The sequence below is a fragment of the Halobacillus kuroshimensis DSM 18393 genome (genome assembly GCF_000425705.1).
In the GTDB taxonomy this organism is placed as follows: domain Bacteria; phylum Bacillota; class Bacilli; order Bacillales; family Halobacillaceae; genus Halobacillus; species Halobacillus kuroshimensis.
Genome location: NZ_AUDY01000008.1, coordinates 1092394 through 1113419, shown reverse-complemented (window position 1 = coordinate 1113419; position 21026 = coordinate 1092394). Strand labels below are relative to the sequence as shown.

22 protein-coding genes are annotated in these 21026 nt (G+C 46.5%); 17 read left to right on the top strand and 5 right to left on the bottom strand.

Annotated elements, in window-relative coordinates:
* Positions 1–42 precede the first annotated feature (42 nt).
* The 6 genes from H615_RS0107745 to H615_RS0107720 all read left to right on the top strand — a co-directional run bounded on the left by H615_RS0107745 (position 43) and on the right by H615_RS0107720 (position 5329).
* A complete protein-coding gene (locus H615_RS0107745; protein WP_027954610.1) occupies positions 43–315 on the top strand; it encodes a hypothetical protein in 273 nt (90 codons plus the stop codon).
* A gap of 230 nt (positions 316–545) precedes the next feature.
* The gene (locus H615_RS0107740; RefSeq protein ID WP_027954609.1) at positions 546–1310 is read left to right on the top strand and encodes a putative hydro-lyase; all 765 of its coding nucleotides are present in this window, start codon (positions 546–548) and stop codon (positions 1308–1310) included.
* A gap of 23 nt (positions 1311–1333) precedes the next feature.
* On the top strand, positions 1334–2269 hold the full coding sequence (locus H615_RS0107735) for a nucleoside hydrolase (RefSeq protein ID WP_027954608.1): 936 nt from the start codon (positions 1334–1336) through the stop codon (positions 2267–2269).
* 115 nt (positions 2270–2384) lie between these two features.
* Positions 2385–3413 carry a phosphotriesterase family protein gene (locus H615_RS0107730; protein ID WP_027954607.1) on the top strand — a complete coding sequence of 343 codons (1029 nt, stop codon included), beginning with the start codon at positions 2385–2387 and terminating at the stop codon, positions 3411–3413.
* A gap of 221 nt (positions 3414–3634) precedes the next feature.
* A complete protein-coding gene (locus H615_RS0107725; protein ID WP_027954606.1) occupies positions 3635–4843 on the top strand; it encodes a Bcr/CflA family efflux MFS transporter in 1209 nt (402 codons plus the stop codon).
* A gap of 201 nt (positions 4844–5044) precedes the next feature.
* Positions 5045–5329, top strand: a complete 285-nt coding sequence (locus H615_RS0107720) for a putative quinol monooxygenase (protein WP_035531381.1) — start codon at positions 5045–5047, stop codon at positions 5327–5329.
* A 24-nt stretch (positions 5330–5353) separates the two neighbouring features.
* Here H615_RS0107720 and H615_RS22880 read toward each other — a convergent pair whose 3' ends face one another.
* Positions 5354–5641 (bottom strand): TIGR04104 family putative zinc finger protein, encoded by a 288-nt coding sequence (locus H615_RS22880; protein ID WP_084163049.1) that lies wholly within the window; start codon positions 5639–5641, stop codon positions 5354–5356.
* 197 nt (positions 5642–5838) lie between these two features.
* Here H615_RS22880 and H615_RS0107710 point away from each other — a divergent pair, with 197 nt between their 5' ends.
* The 6 genes from H615_RS0107710 (at position 5839) to H615_RS0107680 (ending at position 11049) form a co-directional block, all read left to right on the top strand.
* Positions 5839–6942: a hypothetical protein gene (locus H615_RS0107710; RefSeq protein WP_027954604.1), complete on the top strand. Its 1104-nt coding sequence runs from the start codon at positions 5839–5841 to the stop codon at positions 6940–6942.
* Positions 6943–7567: 625 nt separating this feature from the next.
* A complete protein-coding gene (locus H615_RS0107700; protein WP_156896456.1) occupies positions 7568–8431 on the top strand; it encodes an AraC family transcriptional regulator in 864 nt (287 codons plus the stop codon).
* 119 nt (positions 8432–8550) lie between these two features.
* The gene (locus H615_RS0107695) at positions 8551–9087 is read left to right on the top strand and encodes a GNAT family N-acetyltransferase (protein WP_027954602.1); all 537 of its coding nucleotides are present in this window, start codon (positions 8551–8553) and stop codon (positions 9085–9087) included.
* Positions 9088–9117: 30 nt separating this feature from the next.
* Positions 9118–9471: a VOC family protein gene (locus H615_RS0107690; protein WP_027954601.1), complete on the top strand. Its 354-nt coding sequence runs from the start codon at positions 9118–9120 to the stop codon at positions 9469–9471.
* A gap of 34 nt (positions 9472–9505) precedes the next feature.
* Entirely contained in the window at positions 9506–10588 is a 1083-nt protein-coding gene (locus H615_RS0107685; RefSeq protein WP_027954600.1) for an NAD(P)H-dependent flavin oxidoreductase, read from the top strand.
* A gap of 56 nt (positions 10589–10644) precedes the next feature.
* Positions 10645–11049: an NUDIX hydrolase gene (locus tag H615_RS0107680; RefSeq protein WP_027954599.1), complete on the top strand. Its 405-nt coding sequence runs from the start codon at positions 10645–10647 to the stop codon at positions 11047–11049.
* Positions 11050–11172: 123 nt separating this feature from the next.
* On the opposite strand, the gene H615_RS0107675 is transcribed toward H615_RS0107680, so the two are convergent.
* Both H615_RS0107675 and H615_RS0107670 read right to left on the bottom strand, forming a co-directional pair.
* Positions 11173–11814: a YczE/YyaS/YitT family protein gene (locus H615_RS0107675; protein WP_027954598.1), complete on the bottom strand. Its 642-nt coding sequence runs from the start codon at positions 11812–11814 to the stop codon at positions 11173–11175.
* 360 nt (positions 11815–12174) lie between these two features.
* Positions 12175–13731 (bottom strand): ABC-F family ATP-binding cassette domain-containing protein, encoded by a 1557-nt coding sequence (locus tag H615_RS0107670; protein ID WP_027954597.1) that lies wholly within the window; start codon positions 13729–13731, stop codon positions 12175–12177.
* Between the two features lie 145 nt (positions 13732–13876).
* On the opposite strand from H615_RS0107670, the gene H615_RS0107665 reads away from it, so the two are divergent.
* From H615_RS0107665 to H615_RS0107645, 5 genes are all read left to right on the top strand, one after another.
* Positions 13877–14782 (top strand): NAD(P)/FAD-dependent oxidoreductase, encoded by a 906-nt coding sequence (locus H615_RS0107665; RefSeq protein WP_244877733.1) that lies wholly within the window; start codon positions 13877–13879, stop codon positions 14780–14782.
* A gap of 88 nt (positions 14783–14870) precedes the next feature.
* Positions 14871–16394, top strand: coding sequence for a potassium/proton antiporter (locus H615_RS0107660; RefSeq protein WP_027954595.1), 1524 nt, complete (start codon positions 14871–14873; stop codon positions 16392–16394).
* A 105-nt stretch (positions 16395–16499) separates the two neighbouring features.
* On the top strand, positions 16500–16925 hold the full coding sequence (locus H615_RS0107655) for a DMT family transporter (RefSeq protein WP_027954594.1): 426 nt from the start codon (positions 16500–16502) through the stop codon (positions 16923–16925).
* Between the two features lie 18 nt (positions 16926–16943).
* The gene (locus tag H615_RS0107650) at positions 16944–17639 is read left to right on the top strand and encodes a Crp/Fnr family transcriptional regulator (RefSeq protein WP_027954593.1); all 696 of its coding nucleotides are present in this window, start codon (positions 16944–16946) and stop codon (positions 17637–17639) included.
* Between the two features lie 11 nt (positions 17640–17650).
* On the top strand, positions 17651–18127 hold the full coding sequence (locus H615_RS0107645) for a DMT family transporter (RefSeq protein WP_027954592.1): 477 nt from the start codon (positions 17651–17653) through the stop codon (positions 18125–18127).
* A gap of 14 nt (positions 18128–18141) precedes the next feature.
* Here the strand turns inward: H615_RS0107645 and H615_RS0107640 are convergent, their stop codons facing one another.
* Together H615_RS0107640 and H615_RS21030 are read right to left on the bottom strand one after the other, a co-directional pair.
* Positions 18142–19995, bottom strand: coding sequence for a terpene cyclase/mutase family protein (locus tag H615_RS0107640; protein ID WP_027954591.1), 1854 nt, complete (start codon positions 19993–19995; stop codon positions 18142–18144).
* The gene (locus H615_RS21030) at positions 19992–20960 is read right to left on the bottom strand and encodes a nucleoside hydrolase (RefSeq protein ID WP_084163047.1); all 969 of its coding nucleotides are present in this window, start codon (positions 20958–20960) and stop codon (positions 19992–19994) included. The genes H615_RS0107640 and H615_RS21030 overlap by 4 nt, the downstream gene beginning before the upstream one ends.
* Between the last annotated feature and the right edge of the window lie 66 nt (positions 20961–21026).

Here is a 21026-nt window from a genome sequence, read left to right as displayed (position 1 = left end):
GCAAAGGATGAAGGACGACAGATCATAATTGGAGGAGAATCCGTGAAGAGAAGTCTTTTAATTATTCTTGCTGCTATAGATATCCTATACATGCTTACCATCATTTTCAGATACGATTTCACCTTTGAAGGGGTACTAAATCTATTGTTCGGCTTTGCCTTCGCTGCAGGCATCGTTGTTTCTGCTCTCTTCATATTCCAGGCTCAGTATAAAAAAGGGTTCCATCCCCTATTGTCTATATTCGTACTGGCTATGAGTGCCGCTTCCTTAGCATGGCTCGCCTTTTTCAACTTTCTGGCAGACTTCATATCCTGAAGCATACCCGGGGGCGCTCCCCGGGTATTTTGCATGATCCGAGTGATGGGTATGTTTATAAAAGAAGAACGTTATCGTAAACCTTTCTTCCGGAAAGATAAATTTTCCCCTCCCGGGTACACTGGAAATACAAAGACTCCCGCTTCATAAAACCACAGAATACTCGGAATGGTTTAAAAATCAGGGTTGTTTTCGCTATAATAGAACCATAGACAAGAGAGGGTGTTGGTATGAATCCATTGGAAACACGAATGAAATTTCGAAATCAGGAGTTGACTGGAACAACTTCCGGCTTGTGCGAACAGTATATACAAACCAATCTGGTAACGCTCCCGAAAGCCTACGCTTTCGATTTTCTTTTATTCTGCATGAGAAACCCAAAACCATGCCCGGTTGTGGAAGTTATGGAAGCAGGGGTGACGAAGCCCTTTACCGCTGATGCGGATATCCGCACCGATCTCCCGCGCTATCGGATTTATAGAAATGGCTTCTTTTCAGAGGAAGTCCTGGATCTGAACGAAGTCTGGCAGGATGATTTTGTTACTTTTCTCATCGGATGTTCCTTTACCTTTGAACAAGCCCTTCTTGACGGGGGGATTCCTCTGCTGCATCAAGACCAGAACAAAGTCGTCCCAATGTTTGATACGAATATTCCCTTAAAAGAAGCAGGCATCTTCAAGGGAAATATGGTTGTAAGTATGCGTGCTGTTCCGAATCATTTAGTGGATCAGGCTTTGAAAATCTCCCACCAATTTGAATCTTCCCATGGTGATCCTGTCCATATCGGTTCTCCGGAGCAGATCGGAATCGACGACATTCAACAACCGGATTATGGTGAAGCTGTTACATTTGACAGGGATGAAATGACACCGGTGTTCTGGGCATGCGGAGTAACTCCTCAGAATGCCGCCCTTCAGGCACAGCCTTCGATTATGATTACCCATGCGCCCGGACACATGCTTATTACAGACGAAAAAGATCCGAATTATTCCTGACGTGGGAAGGGGAGGTGTGTACAATGAAAAGGAAAGTGATTCTCGACTGTGATCCCGGTCATGATGATGCCATATCGATTATTTTAGCAGCTTCTCAAATAAGTCCGCTTCAAATAGAAGCAATAACGACAGTGGCTGGAAATGTAGAAGTGGAGAAATGTACATACAATGCTCTAAATGTCTGTGAAATGATAGGACTGGACGTTCCAGTGGCTGAGGGAGCAGCAAAACCTTTAAAAGGGGGGCGGGTGACGGCAGGGGATTTTCATGGCGAATCGGGGCTTGATGGTCCTGAACTCCCAACCATTCCGACAAAAGGGCCGGTTGAACAGCATGCGGTTGACTTGATTATTGAAAAAGCCCTTCAAACAGAACAGAAAATTACACTCGTCCCGACAGGTCCTTTGACAAATATTGCCTCAGCTCTCATCAAGGAGCCCGGAATTAAGAAGAATATTGAGGAAATCGTCTTGATGGGCGGGGGAACGTTCGGAAACTGGACACCAGCGGCCGAATTTAATATATGGGTGGATGCAGAAGCGGCGAAGCATGTATTCGAAAGCGGCATCCCGATTACGATGTTTGGTCTTGACGTGACACATCAAGCACTCGCCGACCGGAAAATTATGGACATGGTTGCAGCTGTCGATCACCCCGTTGCTCAATTTGTTTTTGAGCTTCTGGAATTTTTTTCGAAAACGTATAAGGATGTCTTTAACTTTGAAGCCGGACCCATTCATGACGCCTGTACAGCTATGTACCTTATAGAACCAGATATCTTTGAATGCAGGCATGTGCATGTGGACGTGGAGACTAGAGGAGAATATACCACGGGCATGACAAGTGTCGATCTCCTTGGTGTGACGAAAAAAGAACCGAATGTCCATTTCGCTGTTGATTTGGACAAGGAAAAGTTCTGGAATGTTTTTGAAAAAGCTTTGCGGTCCTACGGTGACTAACCGTTATATTTTCATAATTGCATTGAATATTCTGAAAAATAACCTTATCCTTAAGATAAGGTTATTTTTTGGCCTTAACATACTGACTGGTAGGTATATCGAGGAGGAGGAGTCCATGCAGTACGTTGAAACGGTAACAGGACCGATCAAGGCGGACAAGCTTGGGAAAACGTTGATTCACGAACACTTTTTCTTTGGGTATCCTGGTTTCCAAGGGGACCTGACCCTTGGAGGGTATGATTTTGAAGAGAAAAAACAGCAGGGCCTTAAAGTGGCCGAATTGATTCAAACGCAGGGGATTGAAACAGTCGTCGATCCTACCCCGAATGAATGCGGACGTCATGTTGAACTGCTCAGAGCCGTTTCTGAAGCAAGTGGCCTGAACATCATTTGTGCTACTGGTTATTACTATGAAGGGGAAGGGGCGACGCCTTATTTTAAGTTTCGTCAGCAGCTAGGAACAGCGGAAGAGGAAATCTATCAATTATTCAAAGCAGAAATAACCGAGGGGATTGAAGGGACCGGTATTAAACCGGGCATCATCAAGCTCGCTTCTAGCAAAGGGGAAATTACTGCATATGAGCGCATGTTTTTCCGGGCGGCGGTGAGGGTTCAGAAGGAAACCGGCGTCGTTCTTTTAACCCATACGCAGGAAGGAACGATGGGACCGGAACAGGCAGCATTTCTAATGGAAGAAGGAGCCGATCCTAAAAAAGTTGTGATCGGCCATATGTGTGGGACGACAGACATTACCGAACATCTGCAGGTGCTGAAGCACGGAGTCTATCTTGCGATGGATCGCTGGGGACTTCAGGGGATAGTCGGGGCTCCTGCGGATGAGGAGCGGACAATTGTTTTAAAGGCTCTTCTTGGGTCAGGGTATGAAGGCCAGCTGTTTCTTTCGCATGATACAGTCAACGTCTGGTGGGGACGGGAACCAGTCATGCCTGACCCTCTGAAGAAACTTCTGAAAAATTGGAAGCCGGACTATTTATTCCAGCATGTTCTTCCTGGTCTACTGGAGGAAGGGGCCGTAACTAGCGGGCAGCTGGAGCAGATCTTGTCCAGAAACCCCGCCAGGCTTTTTGGACAAGCCTATGAACCCCAGCCGGAACAAACGCAGTCACAGGAAGAAAGGATTTAGATCAAGGAAGGATTATGGACCTGACGCAGTCAGGTCTTTTTTTTGATGGATGAAGGAACCGCTCTCTAATGTCTGTTTTCTATCAAGAGCAGTGAATCATTAAGAAAATCATAGACTTTTCAAAGGAAGAGGGATAAAATCGAAGTTTAACAAACAGGTGATTGAGGGATATATAGCAGGGATTGTTTACAGATAGAGAGAAAGAGGAAGGTGTTTGAACAATGTTACAAAATCCTACAGGGAAAGAAAGAATCGGATTAGCGTTTCTGCTTGGAATGCTCGGAATTCTGGGTCCGCTGAATATTGATATGTATCTGCCGAGTTTTCCAGCCATCGCGTCTGACCTAAATACAAGTGCTTCATTGGTGCAGCTCAGTCTGACCGCCTGTCTTATTGGTCTGGCTGTTGGACAGATCGTCGTAGGTCCGATTAGTGATGCGCAGGGCAGAAAAAAGCCATTAACCATATTTCTGGCCTTATTCTCTGTTGCTTCACTTTTAAGTGCACTGGCACCGAACATTACCATTCTTGTTATAGCAAGGTTTCTGCAGGGTTTTACTGCTTCAGCAGGAATCGTTCTCTCACGTGCCGTTGTGCGTGATGTTTTTACAGGACGCGAATTGACGAAGTTTTTTGCATTATTGATGGTTATTAATGCGACAGCTCCAATGATTGCTCCAATGACAGGAGGAGCGATTCTTCTTCTGCCGTTTTCAACATGGGAAACGATTTTCTTTTTCTTAAGTATTGTCGGAGCGGCTATTGTTTTGACGGTCATTGCGAAAATGCCGGAAACTCTTCCAAAGGAGAGAAGGATTCCAAGCTCTGTCAAAGAATCTATTTTGACGATTGGACGTCTGCTTAAAGATCGTTCCTTCATTGGGTACGCGTTGACCATCGGCTTTGTCCATGGCGGAAGCTTTGCGTATGTATCCGGAACACCGTTCGTTTATCAAGGTATTTATAACGTATCTCCTCAAGTCTTCAGTATCTTGTTTGGAATCAATGGACTTGCCATCATCACAGGGAGCTTTTTGATCGGCCGTCTCGGCGGAATTATCCATGAACGCAGCCTGCTGCGTACGGCTGTCCTGACAGCGGTAACCGCCACAGGGTTTCTCTTGGTAATGACTTGGATAGAGGGGCCGTTGTATTCCATCGTTACCCCTATTTTCATTTATATGACAGCGATGGGAATGGTGCTGACGAGTACATTCACCCTTGCCATGGAGCATCAAGGCCACCGGGCAGGAAGCGCCAGTGCAGTTCTCGGTATGCTTCCGCTGTTGTTTGGAGCCGTTGTTTCGCCGCTGGTCGGTTTGGATGAAACGTCTGCTGTACCTATGGGGCTGATTTTATTCAGTACATCCTTTATTGGAGCGGTTCTTTTCTTTACACTCACAAGTAAACATCAGCACGCGTCTGCTTAAGACGGCGAACCACCTCTTGGGTGAGTTTTCTTAATCACCATATGATGAATGCTGGTATGCAAAGAAGGCTTTTGGGAACAATAAGCGTCGGATCTTTATTCACTCCATGAGCGGATGATTTCTCTACTGAAATGAGTTTTTGTAAAATGAAAAGGCAGTAAGTCATCAGCCGGACCCGGCTGTAAAAAAAGGAGAATAACTATGATTACCATTAATGCATTTCTAACAGCGAAAGAAGGGCGTGAGGAGGAACTGTTCAACGAATTGAGAAAAGTGATTGAGCCTTCCCGCAAGGAAGCGGGTTGTATCGATTACGTCCTTCACCGTTCTCTTGATGATGCTTCTGTATTCGCTTTTTATGAAACATGGAAGGACCAGGAAGCCCTGCAGATGCATATCGATTCTGACCATTATCAGGCCTATCGTGAAGCAACCAAAGATCTGACCTCCTCCCGTGAAGTTCATAAATTGGAAAAAGTTCAATGAAACCGCCGTCTCCCGGCGGTTTTTTTATGGGCGGTTTCTTACATAAGTGCAGAAGGGCATAAGAGAAATCAACGAAAGAGCGGTCAAGGTTAAACCAATCATATAGGCGGGGATTTGAATCCTTTCAGATAAGACAAATGGATACAGGACTAAGGGTATAAAAGAACACAGGAAAACCATTCTCAACTTTATCCCGACCTTGCTTTCCCTATGGCATGAAGGACAGGTGCTTTGATGTTTCCGGACCGCCCACATCCGGGTGAACGTTTCCATGTAGGTCCACCGGCGGCCGCATGACGGACATGTCGGCATCGAACTCCCTCCTAAACGTTGGTTTGATAGATTGACAGATTCTCTTGTCTGTTTACCCCTTTTTATAAAGGAATATCGTAATCTGCTGTGAATAATCTAATCGATTCTACCTATCAAAACATTCTACGGCTTATGTTAAAATATAGGAAGTTTTCTATCAGATAGGAAACTGAATCTACTACATAGGAAGTGACTGCATGAGAAAGATTACAGTGATACTATTTTTGTTGATTCTGGGAGTATTCGCAGCCGCATGCTCAGAAGAATCATCTTCGGATCAACAGGACAATAAAACAGAAACGGAAGAAGAAGCGCAGGAAAACGAAGGGACAGAATCGGCTTCATCAGATACTCAGCACACGGAACAACCATTTAAGGCCGTAGAGCCGGATGATTCAGCAGCTCCTTTAAAAGAAGGGTTAACCGAAGAAGAATTAAACAACATGCCGTCTGCAGAGGCGCATGGGGGTGACCGGACCCGGATGGTGCCGGTGGGAGAAACACTTGTGAAAGGGGCTGAAGATGAAAGTTCAGGTCCTTTGAAGGATCATAGAATCGTTGCTTATTATGGGCACCCGGATTCTGAAAATATGGGAATCCTTGGGGAAATGGAACCCGACGCACTCATGGAAAAACTAAAGGAACAGACACAGGCCTATTCCAACGCTGATCCTGAACGCCCGGCTGTTCCGATGATAGAGTTGATCAGTACGGTCGCGCAGCGCACGCCTGGTCCGGAAGGTAAATATTATCACCGCACCTCGCCTGAAGATATCGACCGTTACGCGGAACTCGCTGAGGAGAATGATGCTTTGTTGATGCTTGATGTTCAGCTGGGAACCGATTCTGTGATGAATCAGGTCAAGCTGTTGGAGAAATGGCTGAAACTCCCGTATGTCCATCTTGCCATCGATACGGAATTTCACGTGGCTGAAGGCGAAACGCCGGGAGTGAATCTAGGTCAGGTGGATGGAGCAGAAGTGCAGCAGGCGGTGAATTATTTATCGAAGATGGTGGAGGTAAACGACCTGCCGGATAAAATGATCCTCGTCCACCAATTCATGGATGAAGCTCTGACAAACAAGGAAGCCATCACGCCGACAGATAACGTTGAAGTCGTTCTCAACTATGATGGGTGGGGGGATTCAGCGACTAAAATGTCTCTTTACCGTAAATTTGTCCGCAATGAAGCCGTCCAGTACGGTGGTTTTAAAATCTTTTACAACAAGGACGAACCGGTGATGAGTGCTGAAGATGTACTGAGGCTGGACCCAAACCCTGCGGTAATTAATTATCAATAGTAGATATGTAATAGGCGGAGGAGGGGTATGTCATCGGTCTTATAGTTGTTGTAGTCATTATTATATCGCTCTGGTCCATCACGCATACGATAGAAAAGAACACACGGAAAATCACCACTAAGATGGACGAGCAGAACAAATATTTAAAGCATATCCACGAAGCTGTAGAAAAAGGAAAACAATAGCGGTTCTTATTTCAAGAGATGCAGAGATGCATCTCTTCTTTTTGCTTAACTTCAAATGATACCTCAATAGATGGGTTCATTGACTGGGAATGATTTAAAGATGTAGGACAACGGAGGGGATTTATTTTTATGAAAGTAAATTTTGGTGGAAAAATAGGTTATTCTAACCAAAGCGAACTATAGGAAAGGAGGTGGCTGGGAAGAAACGAGGGCAGCTCGTTAACGCTGTTGAAATGGGTGTTTATGGAATTTTAGAAAGCGTCGCATCCGGTGATGTGTACGCGATAGATGTAGAAACATATGAAGATATTCCAAATACAGAACGATAACGGACAACGGTTTTTCATTACAACCGTCAACCTGTCATCCAAGAGCATGGGATGACAGGTTTTTAATATTTACACGTGCTAAAGTAAAGGAGAAGGAAGGGGGGGGGAGATGTGAAGGGCATTGAAACAATGCAGAAAGCACTTCAATATTTAGAAAGCCATTTGAAAAAGGATATTTCGGTGAAGGAAGCTGCCAGGGAGGCCTGTCTTTCTCCGTTTCAATTCCAAAGAACATTTCATCTTTTAACAGGTACAACGGTAATGGAATACATCAGAAGAAGAAGGTTGACACTTGCAGCCCTGGAGTTGAAGCAGGGGAACACCAGAGTCATAGATGCTGCGTATCGATATGGCTATGAATCACCGGAATCTTTTACCCGGGCCTTCCGAAAACAGCATGGATGCCCGCCGAGAGATATACGGCTTCCTGAAAGGAAGGTGACTGTTTATAATCCCCTCGTCATTCAAGTAACTATTAAAGGAGCTGAGCCGATGAAGTTTCATATTGAGGAAAAGGAAGGGTTTAAGGCTGTTGGAGTGAAAAGGGAAATATCCTGTCTGCACGGGGAAAACCTAAAGAAGATCCCTGAGATGTGGGTGGAATTAAATACGGATGGCACGGTTGAGGAAATCGCAGCAGTGAATAACGGACCGGTCAGAGGGATTCTGGGAATATGTGAAGACCGGTCGGATGAAAAAGAAGGTGTCATTGATTACTCGATTGCTGCAGCCAGTGTGAACGAAGTTCCTGCCTCTATGACCTCCATCTCTATTCCAAAAGCTGTTTGGGCTGTATTTGAAGTGAAAGGTCCAATGCCTCAGGCGATGCAGGAGAAGTGGGAACGCATCTATTCCGAATGGTTTCCTTCAAGCAGGTACACCCAGGCCCCCGGGCCCGAACTCGAAGTCTACCCTGAAGGAAATCCCTACAGTAACGATTACTCTTCTGAGATTTGGATCCCCGTACAAAAGTGAGGGAAGTAAGCACAATTCATTCTCGAATTGTGCTTTTTTTTGTTGGGAAAAGGATTTTTCTGTTCCCAGAGAGAAGTAAAAGGTTAAGGAAGAGTATGGATCTTGAGAGGAGCAGACGAATGAAAACAGCAACGAATTTCTTTATGCGGGAGATTACATCAGAGGACTGGGAAGCGGTCCACAGCTATGCGTCCATTTCTGACGTCTGTCGTTTTCAGGCATGGGGCCCGAATTCAGAGAGGGAAACAAAACTTTACATAGAGCAGGTCCTTTCCGATACGAGCGTGGAGGACCCGACCAGATATGTTTGGGGGCTGGCGGATATTGAAGAAGGTCATTTGATCGGAGCTGCTGAAATGAATATTCTGGATAAGGAAAATGAAATCGGCCGGATCTCTTATGTGATCCATCCCGGGTACTGGGGACGCGGCATCGCTACACAGGCCGCGGAGCAGATGATTTCCTACGGATTTCAAAACTTGACCCTCCATAGAATTGAGGCTGTCTGTGATCCACGCAACGCCGCAGCCATCCGTGTTTTGGAAAAGAACGGAATGGAAAAGGAAGGACGGATGAGAGGGCATTTGAAACTCGATCAAGGCTGGCGGGATTCCTACTTGTACAGCATCCTTGTGACGGATGCTCTTTATCGGTGAAGGTATAACCTAAACAGAGGAGGAAGTAATATGACCACTCCGGTCAAAAATGAAATCGGGACCGTTTTTATCCCTGTCCGTGATATAGAAAAATCCCGTGACTGGTACTGCCGCCTATTAGGTGTACCCAATGACGGTGAAATCGTCCATGACCACTTGTATATCCTGCCGATGAAGGGTACTGGAGCGGTTTTGGACAGCCGGATGTATGAACCCGGCAAAACATTTGATACTCCGGTTTTTCATTTGAATACGACAGATATAGAAGCTGCTTATGATTTTATGATGTCTCTTAACTTCAATGTCGTGACAGAAATTCAGCATCACCACTATTTTAATTTCAAGGATCCAGATGGCAATCTGCTGATGATCTGTCAATGTTGATTTTGGATGCATCTGAAAAGAGGAGGTTCGGTAAATGGAGAAGCAAAACCGACTTGTCCATATGCTTTCTATTAAGTATCCCATCATACAGGCGGGAATGGCAGGTGGAGTCACGACTCCGTCCCTTATAGCAGAAGTGTCGAACCATGGAGGCCTCGGTACACTCGGCGGTGGCTATATGCACCCTGAGGAATTGAGAACGGCCATTAAGAATATCAAAGAAAAAACCAGCAGGGCATTTGCTGTGAACCTGTTTGTGCCAGAATATCCCGAAGTAAATGGAGAAGAGGTGACAGCCGCCCATAAGGCGCTGAAACCCTACTATGATAAATTGGCTGTACACGAACGTCAGGACCCCTTTCTTGATGTGGAATTGTTTGAACAGCAGATCAATGTCGTATTGGAAGAAAAAATACGAGTCGTAAGTTTTACATTCGGTCTCCCTTCAGGAAGAGTGATGAAAGCATTGAAACATTCAGGTGTCATCACAATAGGAACAGCAACAACCGTTGAAGAAGCTGTTTTGAATGAAATGAAAGGCCTGGATATCGTCGTTGCTCAGGGAAGTGAAGCAGGCGGGCACAGAGGCTCTTTCCTGCAGAGTTTTGAAAAAAGTATGATCGGTCTCTTTTCACTCATTCCCCAGGTCGTAGATGCGGTGAAGGTTCCAGTTATTGGAGCGGGCGGAATCATGGATGGCCGTGGTTTTTCGGCTGCTCTGTCCCTTGGTGCTGAAGGGGTCCAAATGGGAACCGCCTTCGTAACAAGCCGGGAGAGTGGAGCCCATGAGCTGCATAAGGAGATGATCCAAAAAGCCAGAGAGGATGAAATGACATTAACCAGCGCCTTCAGCGGAAAGCCGGCCCGGGGCATCCGTAACACTTTTACAAAATCGTTGAGCAGACATGAGGACCTGCTCCCATACCCTTTGCAAAACCAGATGACAAAAGCGATCAGACAGGCCTCCGCAGCTAAAGGAAACCCGGAATACATGTCCCTCTGGTCAGGGCAGAGCCCAAGGCTCAGCAGAGACACTTCAGCTGGAGAAGTAATCAGCGATCTTGTATCCTATGTTGAAGAACATCGGGTGCTGCCCATCACCTGGTCATCTACATAAGGAAGAGCAGGTGAACATACGCACAGTTTACAGAATAAGGGGAGGTCGCGGGAGGAATGGCACCAAATCACATCATATCGGCAGCGACGGTCATATTGAATGAAGAAGGAAGATTTGTACTGATTCAAGGGCCGAAGCGGGGCTGGGAGATTCCCGGTGGGCAGGTGGAGGAAGGAGAGTCCTTAACGGCAGCTGCTGTCAGGGAGGCTGAAGAGGAATGTGGATTGAAGATTGAAGTGATTCGGTTCTGCGGCATTTTTCAGAACGTTGATCGGTCTATCTGTAATGCCCTTTTCATTGGAAAAGTGATTGGAGGAGAATTGAAAACGACAGAAGAGGCTCTGAATGTTGGTTTTTTCAATTTGGAAGAGGCTGAAAAACTTGTCACATGGACGAATTTCCTGGAAAGGATTCAGGCGTGTCTGGATGAAAAGAATCAGCCCTTTTTACGTGAATGGTAAAGTGAAGAACCCGGGCGTTAAGAAGCCCGGGTTCTTGTTATGAATGGGAATGGTTAATGAAAAAGCCTGCAGGGAAACATGAGGTTTCTCTGCAGGCGGATGGTGAAACAATTCGATTATGCTTTAATAAGGAGCTTCCTGATAGGCTTTATCTGCTGCTGCCGGCAGTCGGTGATACAGCGGATAAACTCTTGTATAAGCCAGTTGGATCACGGGACCGAGAAACAGCATAGGGGCCAGTGTTCCAAGTCCTACAGGTCCTCCAATAAGGAAGGCCAGAGAGGTCATGATGACCGCTACAATCGTCTGACCTGCCTGAAGGCTTAATTGGAAACGTTCACTGACAGCAAGGAAAAGCTGATCGACAGGCGCTCTCGGGAATTCCGGCAGAATGTAGATGGCTACACCAATACCGATAATGATGACACCGGCAAGCAGAGTCACGACTTTAACGAAGAACGGGGCAGCCGTCAAGTTTACACTTGCAAAGACGATTTCAAGCCAGAAGTCCAAGATGAGACTTTCCAGAAATACAGGGATGACCGCCCGGACTTCAGGCATCGATTTCATGAGCTTTGCATTGATAAAGATAATAATCAGCTGAAAAGCCCCGTACCAGAAACCGACCGTAAATCCGAGGTGGTCAGAGACCCCGATGAAAAATGACGTCCAGAATCCAGCTCCCAGTGTGGCATTGATAAGCAGCGCAACACCGAAGAAGTTAATAAGCATACCGGTCAGATAGACGATTGAACGGTAAAGCATACATGTTCCTCCCTTCCTTTTCCAAATGAAAATGCACAGCACTCTCTAAATTTCTCACCACATTTTATTAGGGTGGAAGAGGGGGTGTCAATCATAAAATTTTGGAAGAGGAAGAGAAGTGGTTGCGTTCTTGTGAACGTCTTAAAAAAAGTCCGGAATTCAAAATTCGGACTCATCTTTAAAACCCTTCTGTTTCTGCAGCAGTGGAGAAGTGTGAGCACGTTCCGGAATTGCAGAGGATACTCCCGCACCTGCTGCCTCTGACATTTAAAATGAAAAAAGGAGGTATTCTGTTGGACAGAATACCTCCTTTTTTGCCGTGTGTTCGAAAGCTGCTGAAAAGGATGCAGCCTTTTTCCATTAAAAGACCTTCGTCGTCCAGTCTTCGCAATTCCATACATCCGTTACGATATCCTGGTAAAATTCTGGTTCGTGTGAAATGAGCAGAACGCTGCCCTTATATTCTTTAAGGGCTCTTTTCAGCTCATCTTTTGCATCCACATCCAGGTGATTGGTCGGCTCGTCAAGAACGAGAAGGTTGGTTTCTTTATTGATCAGCTTGCAGAGGCGGACTTTTGCTTTTTCTCCACCACTGAGCACCTGGACTTTGCTCTCAATGTGTTTTCTAGTCAGCCCGCACTTAGCGAGGGCGGCACGTACTTCATACTGGGTGAAGTGCCGGAACTCTTCCCACACTTCTTCAATACAGGTGCGGCTTCCGACATCAGTCAGCTCCTGTTCGAAGTATCCGATGTGCAGGTGTTCCCCAAGTTCCACGGATCCGGAGACAGGTTGAATTTCCCCGAGAATACTTTTCAGCAAGGTCGTCTTACCGATTCCGTTTGCCCCGGAGAGGGCTATTTTCTGGCCGCGTTCCATAGATAAATTCAAAGGACGGGACAGAGGCTCGTCGTAGCCGATGACCAGGTCTTTCGTCTCAAATAGATACTTTCCTGGTGTACGGGCCTGCTTGAATTGGAAGCTCGGTTTCGGTTTTTCTTTATCCAGTTCGATGACATCCATCTTATCCAGCTTTTTCTGGCGGCTCATCGCCATTTTACTTGTAGCGGCATTCGCTTTATTACGGGCCACGAAATCCTTGAGGTTGGCGATTTCCTTCTGCTGTTTTTTATAAGCGGCCTCCAGCTGTTGTTTCTTCATTTCGTATACTCTTTGAAATTCCTCATAATCTCCCGGATAACGGGTCAGCTCCTGGTTTTCCATATGATAAATCAAATTGACCACACTGTTCAGGAAGGGAATGTCGTGAGAGATGAGGATAAAGGCATTCTCATACTGCTGCAGGTAAGTGCGCAGCCATTCAATATGCTCGACGTCCAAGTAGTTGGTCGGCTCATCCAGAAGCAGGATATCCGGTTTTTCCAGCAGCAGCTTGGCAAGCAGCACTTTCGTTCTCTGACCACCACTCAAGTCGTGAACATCCCGCTCAAGGCCGATATCATCCAGCCCGATGCCATTGGCGACTTCATCCACCTTTGCATCAATGGTGTAAAAATCATTGTTGGTCAGCATATCCTGAATACTTCCGGTTTCCTCTAAGAGGGTTTCCAGTTCTTCCGGGGAGACTTCTCCCATTTTTGCGAAGAGGTCGTTCATTTCCTGTTCCATATCAAATAAATACTGAAAAGCTGTTCTCAGCACGTCACGGATGGTCATGCCCTTGGCAAGGTCTGCGTGTTGGTCAAGGTAACCAATCCGGATCCGCTTGGACCAGGTGATGGAACCGGCATCCGGTTCAAGTTTTCCAGTAATGATATTCATAAACGTTGATTTACCTTCGCCATTGGCACCGATCAACCCGATGTGCTCCCCTTTTAAAAGACGGAAGGACACATCCTCAAAAATCGCACGGTCACCAAAGCCGTGGCTCAGGTTTTTAACTGTTAGTAAACTCATAGTCGTAAACACCTTTTTTCCTTGTAGTAAAATTGCTCTTACTCATTATAAAGGGGATGGCCGTTGGATGACAGGGTGCGGAGAAAAAAAGAGTAAATAATCCGCACGTGGGTAAGGTAAGCGAAAAGGTTGAACGGGCGTGGATATGATGAAATATGACTGTATTATTATAGGAGGAGGCCCGGCTGGTCTGCAGGCAGCCGTCCAGCTAGGAAGATATATGAGGAGCGTCCTTATCGTAGATGCTGGTTCCGGGAGGTCCTCGGCGTGCCGGAAATATAGTAACCTGCTTGGTTTTCCGGAAGGTGTCAGCGGGGATACATTGAGAAGGCGTGGTCTGAAACATATAGAGGCTCTTGGAGTTACGCGTGTGGAAGAAAAGGTCAGCCGTGTTCATAAGTCTTTCACAGATTTTATTGTCCAGACCCGGAAAGACCGCGTTTACAAAGGGAAGAGTCTTTTGTTCGCTACAGGTATCCAGGATGCCTATCCGTATGTCCCCGGTTTGCAGGAATGTCTGGGGGTTTCTGTGTATATTTGTCCAGATTGCGACGGGTATGAAGTGAAAGGTAAACGGACAGCTGTCTGGGGACGTGGAGACCCAGGGGCGGACATGGTGGAAACCATCTATTACTGGACGAGAGATATTATTTATGTCAATCATGGTGCCTTCCCATTGTCTGCTGAGAAAAGAAGAGGGCTGGAGGATAAGGAAATCCCTGTCTATGAAGCGGTGGTTACGGACCTTATCCAGCATCATGGACAGGTCCAGTCTTTGAGAAGTTCCACGGGAGAGTCATGGGCTGTGGAAAAAATCTTCCTTGCTTTCGGTGGAAGCCGCCCCCGAACTGAATTAGCTTACTCACTTGGTGTCATTCAGGATGATAAAGGACACGTTCTCGTGGAGCCCCGCACGAAAATGACAAATATTGAAGGCGTCTGGGCTGCGGGGGATATCTTGATGCATTCCCAGCTGGTCAGTACAGCTGCAGCTGATGGAGCTCAGGCGGCGGTTTGGATTCACAAATGGCTTCACAGGCAGTCTTTTTGATTTTGGACCGGTCCTGTAGGATAATTATAGATGACTCACGTCTTTTTCCTCAAAATCCCCATTACCAACGAAGGAGCATAGACCTTCCATGTTTTTCGAAGCTTTTGGAACAGACTCATTTTTATTATTAACCGCTTTATTACTTTTCAGCGGTGTATTTGTAGCTAAATTCTCAAGCCGTTGGGGGATCCCGGCGCTTATTTTATTCATTTTGATCGGCATGTTATTCGGAAGTGAGGGCCTTGGTATCGTTTATTTCAACGATGCATCAACGGCACAGTTGATAGGTGTATTTGCCCTTGTCATTATCCTGTTTGAAGGTGGGCTCCATACGAAGTGGGCTACAGTGAAGTCTGTCGCACTTCCGTCCCTGTCACTCGCCACCCTCGGTGTGCTCCTTACCTCGATGATTGCCGGGTTTTCCGTCTATTTTCTGTTTGAACTCAGTCTGTTGGAGAGCCTTTTGTTTGGTGCCATTGTAGGATCCACTGATGCTGCTGCCGTTTTCGCTGCCTTGAAAGAAAGGAATATCAAGGCGAAAATGGGAGCGACTCTTGAGGCCGAGTCAGGGACGAACGACCCGATGGCCGTTTTCTTAACTTTATCTTTCATTGAATTGATTACATCACCGGATACGTCCCTATGGATGCTGATTCCGCGCTTTTTCTTCCAGATGGGTCTTGGTCTTGTATTTGGTTTTGTGTTGGGGAAACTCGCTTCGGTTTCAATTAATAAGATTAAACTGGATTCCAGTGCTCTTTATCCGATTTTCTCTGTAGCCTTTGCCCTGGCTACTTACAGCATTACAGCATTCAGCGGAGGCAGTGGCTTTCTTGGAGTATATGTAGCAGCGCTTGTGATTGGTAATAGCGAATTGACATATCGGTATTCCATTTTCCAGTTTAACGAAGGCTTCGCGTGGATGGCACAGATTTTAATGTTTGTGATTCTCGGCCTTTTCGTTTTTCCGAGTGAATTGTTCACCGCCCCGATCATGATCAATGGTCTCCTGCTTTCGGCGGTGCTTATTTTAATTGCCCGACCCGCCGCCGTATTTTTGTCATTACTTGGAATGAACTACTCGAATAAGGAAAAGTTGTTTATATCGTGGGCTGGTTTACGGGGAGCTGTACCCATTGTTCTCGCCACGTTCCCGATTGTAGAAGGTTTGGAAAACAGCCAGAGCCTGTTCAACCTCGTTTTCTTTGTAGTTCTGACATCAGCCCTTGTACAGGGATCAACGATTTCCTATGTAGCCAAGAAGATGACATTGGTAGGTCCGAAAAAGGATGTGCCCCACCACAGCATCGAACTTATATCTATGGGGAAAGCCAAGGCAGAGATGATTCAGTACCAGACCAATGCTGAATCAGCGGTTGTCGGAAAAAAACTTCATGAGGTAAGCTTTCCCAACCGTGCCAATATCAGTGCCATTATACGCGATAACGAAGTGATTACTCCCTACGGAGAGACAGAGATTCACGCTGGGGACTTTTTATACATCCTTGTCGAGGAGAAGTATAAGGCCCAGCTGAAGCGGACACTGGAGGAGCGGGTGAAAAAAAGTAAAGAGAAACAAAAAGAAAAGCAGAAACAGGACGCGGTCAACTAACGTGTCTGTTTCTGTATTTTTTTGCATCTATGACGAAAAAGGACATATGTCCTTTCCGGGCGCTCTGTCTTCCTTTTTAATATAGGAAGAACAGGAGGTTGACGTATGAAAGGTGCATTATTTTCCCTGCTTGGAGGTCTTTGTATCACCCTGCAGGGTATTTTCAACGCGAGAATGAGTGATTCCATTGGCGGCTGGCATACAACATCAATGGTTCATTTGGTGGCCTTTGCCATTTCATTCTCCATTTATATGAAAGTAAGAGATGGAAAAGGGAAAAGCTTTGCGCGTGTTCCCTTCGTATATTTGACCGGAGGAACTTTCGGTGTCATTGTCGTCTTTTCCGAATTAACCGCTATCCATCAGATCGGTCCGGCTGCTGCTATTGCTGTTTTACTCGTCGCGCAGATTGGTACCGCCTTTATCATTGAATCACGCGGCTGGTTTGGAGAGAAGAAAATTCCAATTACGCTGAGGCAGGCGGCAGGACTGACGATGATGGTGCTGGGCGTGATCCTTTTTCAACTTTGATTTAGAGGAGACATCACCATGAAAGAAGCAAGCACAAAGAAAATGATGGACTACCTGTCCATGTATAATCTTGATCAGTATTTTCCTGGAACTTACAAGGATAAGCTTCAATTGTTTTCCTTTACAGAAGGCGAAGATTTATTTGTCCCGGGGGAAAGGCTGGACCGGCTTTATTTCTTAGTCGAAGGGAAAATTAAAATTTACACCCTCACACCAGAAGGCCAGTCACTGATCAACCGGTTTAAAAAACCGCTCGCGGTCATCGGAGATGTTGAATATATAAAGCAAAGTGCCGTACTTAATTCTGTCGAAGCGGTCAGTTCGGGTGAAATGATCGGCTTTCCTTATGCAGCACTGAAGGATTTGGAAAAGGAGCACCCGGCTATTCTCCGTTTCCTTTTGGAAATGGTGGCGCATAAATTTTATACAGAGGCTCATTTTACGAGTATGCATATGCTTTACCCTGTTGAAGTCCGGCTGGCCGGGTACTTGCTGTCTATCTCTTCTGTAGGTGAAGGGACCGCTTTTCATCAGGAAATGCGTACGTCCAACTTATCCGAACTCGCCGAGTGGATTGGAACGAGCTACCGCCACTTGAACCGGGTCCTGAGAAAGATGGAAGCTGATGAAGTTATCGAGAGGTCGAGAGGATCGATTATGATAAAAAATTTACAGGAGCTTCGGCTGCTGGCAAAAGGTAATATTTATGAATAAGGAGGAATTCGATGTCAGGCATCGTTCTTGCCGTCGCGGCAGGCATATTAATCAGTCTGCAAAATGTCTTTAATGCCCGGGTCAGCGAAAAAACAGGGCCATGGGCCACAACAACTCTTGTGCTTGGTCTTGGCCTTGTCTGTTCGCTGCCAGTGTTTTACGCAGTTGAAAGGGAAAGTCTGTTCACTTTTGGAAATGTAAATCCGATTTATCTATTCGGCGGGGTCTTCGGTGTTGGGATCGTTTTCTTTTTAATGCAGGGAGTTACGTTGATCGGCCCGGCTTATGCTATATCAATTGCTTTGATTTCCCAGATCGTTCTTGCATTCATCATTAATACAGGAGGATGGTTCGGATTTGCTGCTTCCGATCTATCCTGGCAGAAGCTGCTTGGTATTGCGCTTCTGATCGGTGGTGTCCTCGTCTATAAACTGGAGAAAAAGCCGGAGGTAAGTGAACATACAGAGGAACATCAGCTGCGGGCTTGAAGCCCACGGCTGATTTATTCGTCCATCTGCAGGTATTTTTTCAAGGCGATGAGCGGCCAGATAGCATTATAGCTGTGGTAGTGGATATAGAAATTTCCGGGCAGGCCGGCTCCCGTAGGGTATCGGGTGCTCCAATCATCGTTTTTCAGCTGCTTTAACAGACTGGAGACTCCTTGATCGATGACAGGAGTCCTTTTTTTGTAAACAGAAAGAAGAGCATCCAAAGCCCAGGCTGTCTGAGAGGGTGTGCTGGTGCCTAACGGAGAGTACGTTCCATTTTGATCACTCCGGCATGACTCTCCCCAGCCGCCATCCGTGTTCTGAATGGACATCAACCATTCAGCTGCCTTGAGGACGGCAGGGTGGGCGGTGGTTTTTCCCGCAGCGGCCATACCGGTCAGTGCCGCCCATGTCCCGTAGATGAAACAGACTCCCCAGCGTCCGTACCATGAACCATCCTTTTCTTGATGATCGGTCAGCCAATGGACGGCTTTTTTTACGCTTGGATGATCAGATTTAAGACCTCCATCTGCACATAAGAATTCCAGTGTTCTCCCTGTCAGGTCCGCTGTGGATGGATCAAGAGCAGCGTGCTCAGCTCCATCCATCGGCACATAGCGGAGGAGCGGGTTTGTTTTCCCTTTTTCAAAAGCCGGCCAGCCCCCATCCTCGTTTTGAAGTCCCAGCACCCAGTTCAACCCACGGGTATAGTGGTTCGTGAGCGAAGGGTGACTTTTTAAAAAGGGGGTAAGAGCTCGTAAAGCTGCCGTGGTATCATCAATATCAGGATGGATGGAATTGCTTTTTGAAAACCCCCATCCTCCGGGTAGAAGAGAAGGGGCTCCCATCACCCAGTCTCCGTATCTGTATTGCTGATGTTGGAGGAGGAAGGATAATGCTTTGGTACAGCCTGCTTTAGATGATGGAGGAAGGGCTAGAGCATGAGCCGCCAGGGCCGTATCCCATATGGCTGAGGGGGAGTTCTGCATATGGTACCCTTCCTTGAGTGGAAAGAGGTGGGTTCTCAATCCTGAAATGGCCTTTTGAATAACAGGATGGGATTCTTTATACCCGCATGACAGCAGGGCATAAATCATATAAACGGTGGAGCTCGTATAACTATAAAGTGTTCCATCCGATTCAATTCGATCGATCATATAGGATTCCAGTCTTTTTCTAGCGGTCCAGTACAACTGCTCTGGAGCACCGGCAAGATTGAGGATTGTCCTTTTTATATGAGAAAGCAGCTGCGGAGAACGGGGGTCCGAGCCATCTTCCACTGTTCGGTTGTTCAATGTGTGAAAGTCTGGAATCCCTGGTTTCAAAATACGGAATTTTTTGTCAGACATAAGCAGAATCGGTGCCATATGAACCCTTGCATAGCTGCTGAAATCATAAAACGACAAAGGCGATGCAGGGGGGAGAAGACTGATATGAACAGGCAGGTGGAAGACATGCGGCCATTCATATTCCCCATAGATGGCAAGTATAATTTTTGTCATGGAGTGGGAGCGGCGAAGACCTCCTTTGGCACGGATGAAATGAAAGGCTTTTTGTATTTCCTGACTTTCCTTCTTATAGAACCCGGCGTAAAGAAGAGCGAAGGAAGCTTCGATCGTTGCAGATAGATTCCCTTTTTCATCATGATAGAGGGACCACCAGCCTTCTGCATGTTGCAGGGAAGCGAGTCGTGTGCACAGACTCTGGACGGTGGAAGCATCATTCGTGAACGAGTGCAGCAAAAGGATCATCGAGACATCTGTGGAAAGACTGTTTTCAAAACAGTATGAGTAGTGCCCATCATGGTCCTGTTCAGCCTGGAGGGCAGAAGTGATTTCCGAAACGGCCTTTTCTGCTGCATCCTTCATGAGCGGTCCTCCCTTTTCAGGTGTGCCCTGGTGGAAATGGGGGATGAGCTGATGGTAAAGATGAAATCATCGATAAAAGCCTGCACATCAAATTCAAGACAGATCGCAGGGTCACCCGGCTTGGAGCGCGACCCCGGGCGGAAATCGGCAATAGACGTTCCTTTTCCTTCTCCTTCGACTAAAACAGAGACGGATCTCCTTACATACCTTCCCTTCCCGGGGTTGACCATCAAGTATAAAGTCAGTACATCATGGAGAGGAGCCCCTTTGATTCCGGGGATAAGGGTTTGATAAGCTTCTGTATAGTAATCCATAAGTTCTTTGATAATCGGTACAAGGGGATGAGAAGAATACGCCGTGATCTGTTGGATATGGTGAGGGGTAATGACGGCTTTTGATGTCACATTCAAGGGAATGATATAGATGGTCGTGGCCCGTTGAAGGATGATGTTGGCGGCCACAGGATCACCAAAAAAATTGGCTTCCGCAGATGGGGTGACATTGCCTGGAACCAAAAAGGCCCCGCCCATGAGGAATATGTCTTTAATGTGTGGCTCTATATCGCTCCCGAGGAGAAATAAATGCGCAAGCGCCGTGTTCCGCCCGATGTCCACTATCGTTACATCGGTATGGGCATGGAGGATATCATACAAATCAGAAAAGTTGTTGAGTCTTCCTTTAAAGGGTGGAGGAGTCAATGGACCGAGTCCGTCCGGCCCATGAATTTCCGGGTAGTACTCAGGGGTTTCACCACTCAATGGACTGTTTGTTCCACCGATCATGGGAATGGAAGAGAAGCCGGCTTTATTCAAAAGAAAAGCTGCGTTATCAACAGCTTTTTGTTTCGTTACATTTCCGTAGCTTGAGACGATGGCAAGCACTTCAATTTGGGGATGCATCAGGGCATACATAATGGCGATGGAATCATCAATACCAGGGTCGGCAAACAGGATGATTTTTTTCACTAATCTGCTCCTCCCTCATCATACGTGCTTCTACCATCGTATGGGCAGAAAGAATATTTCATGTAT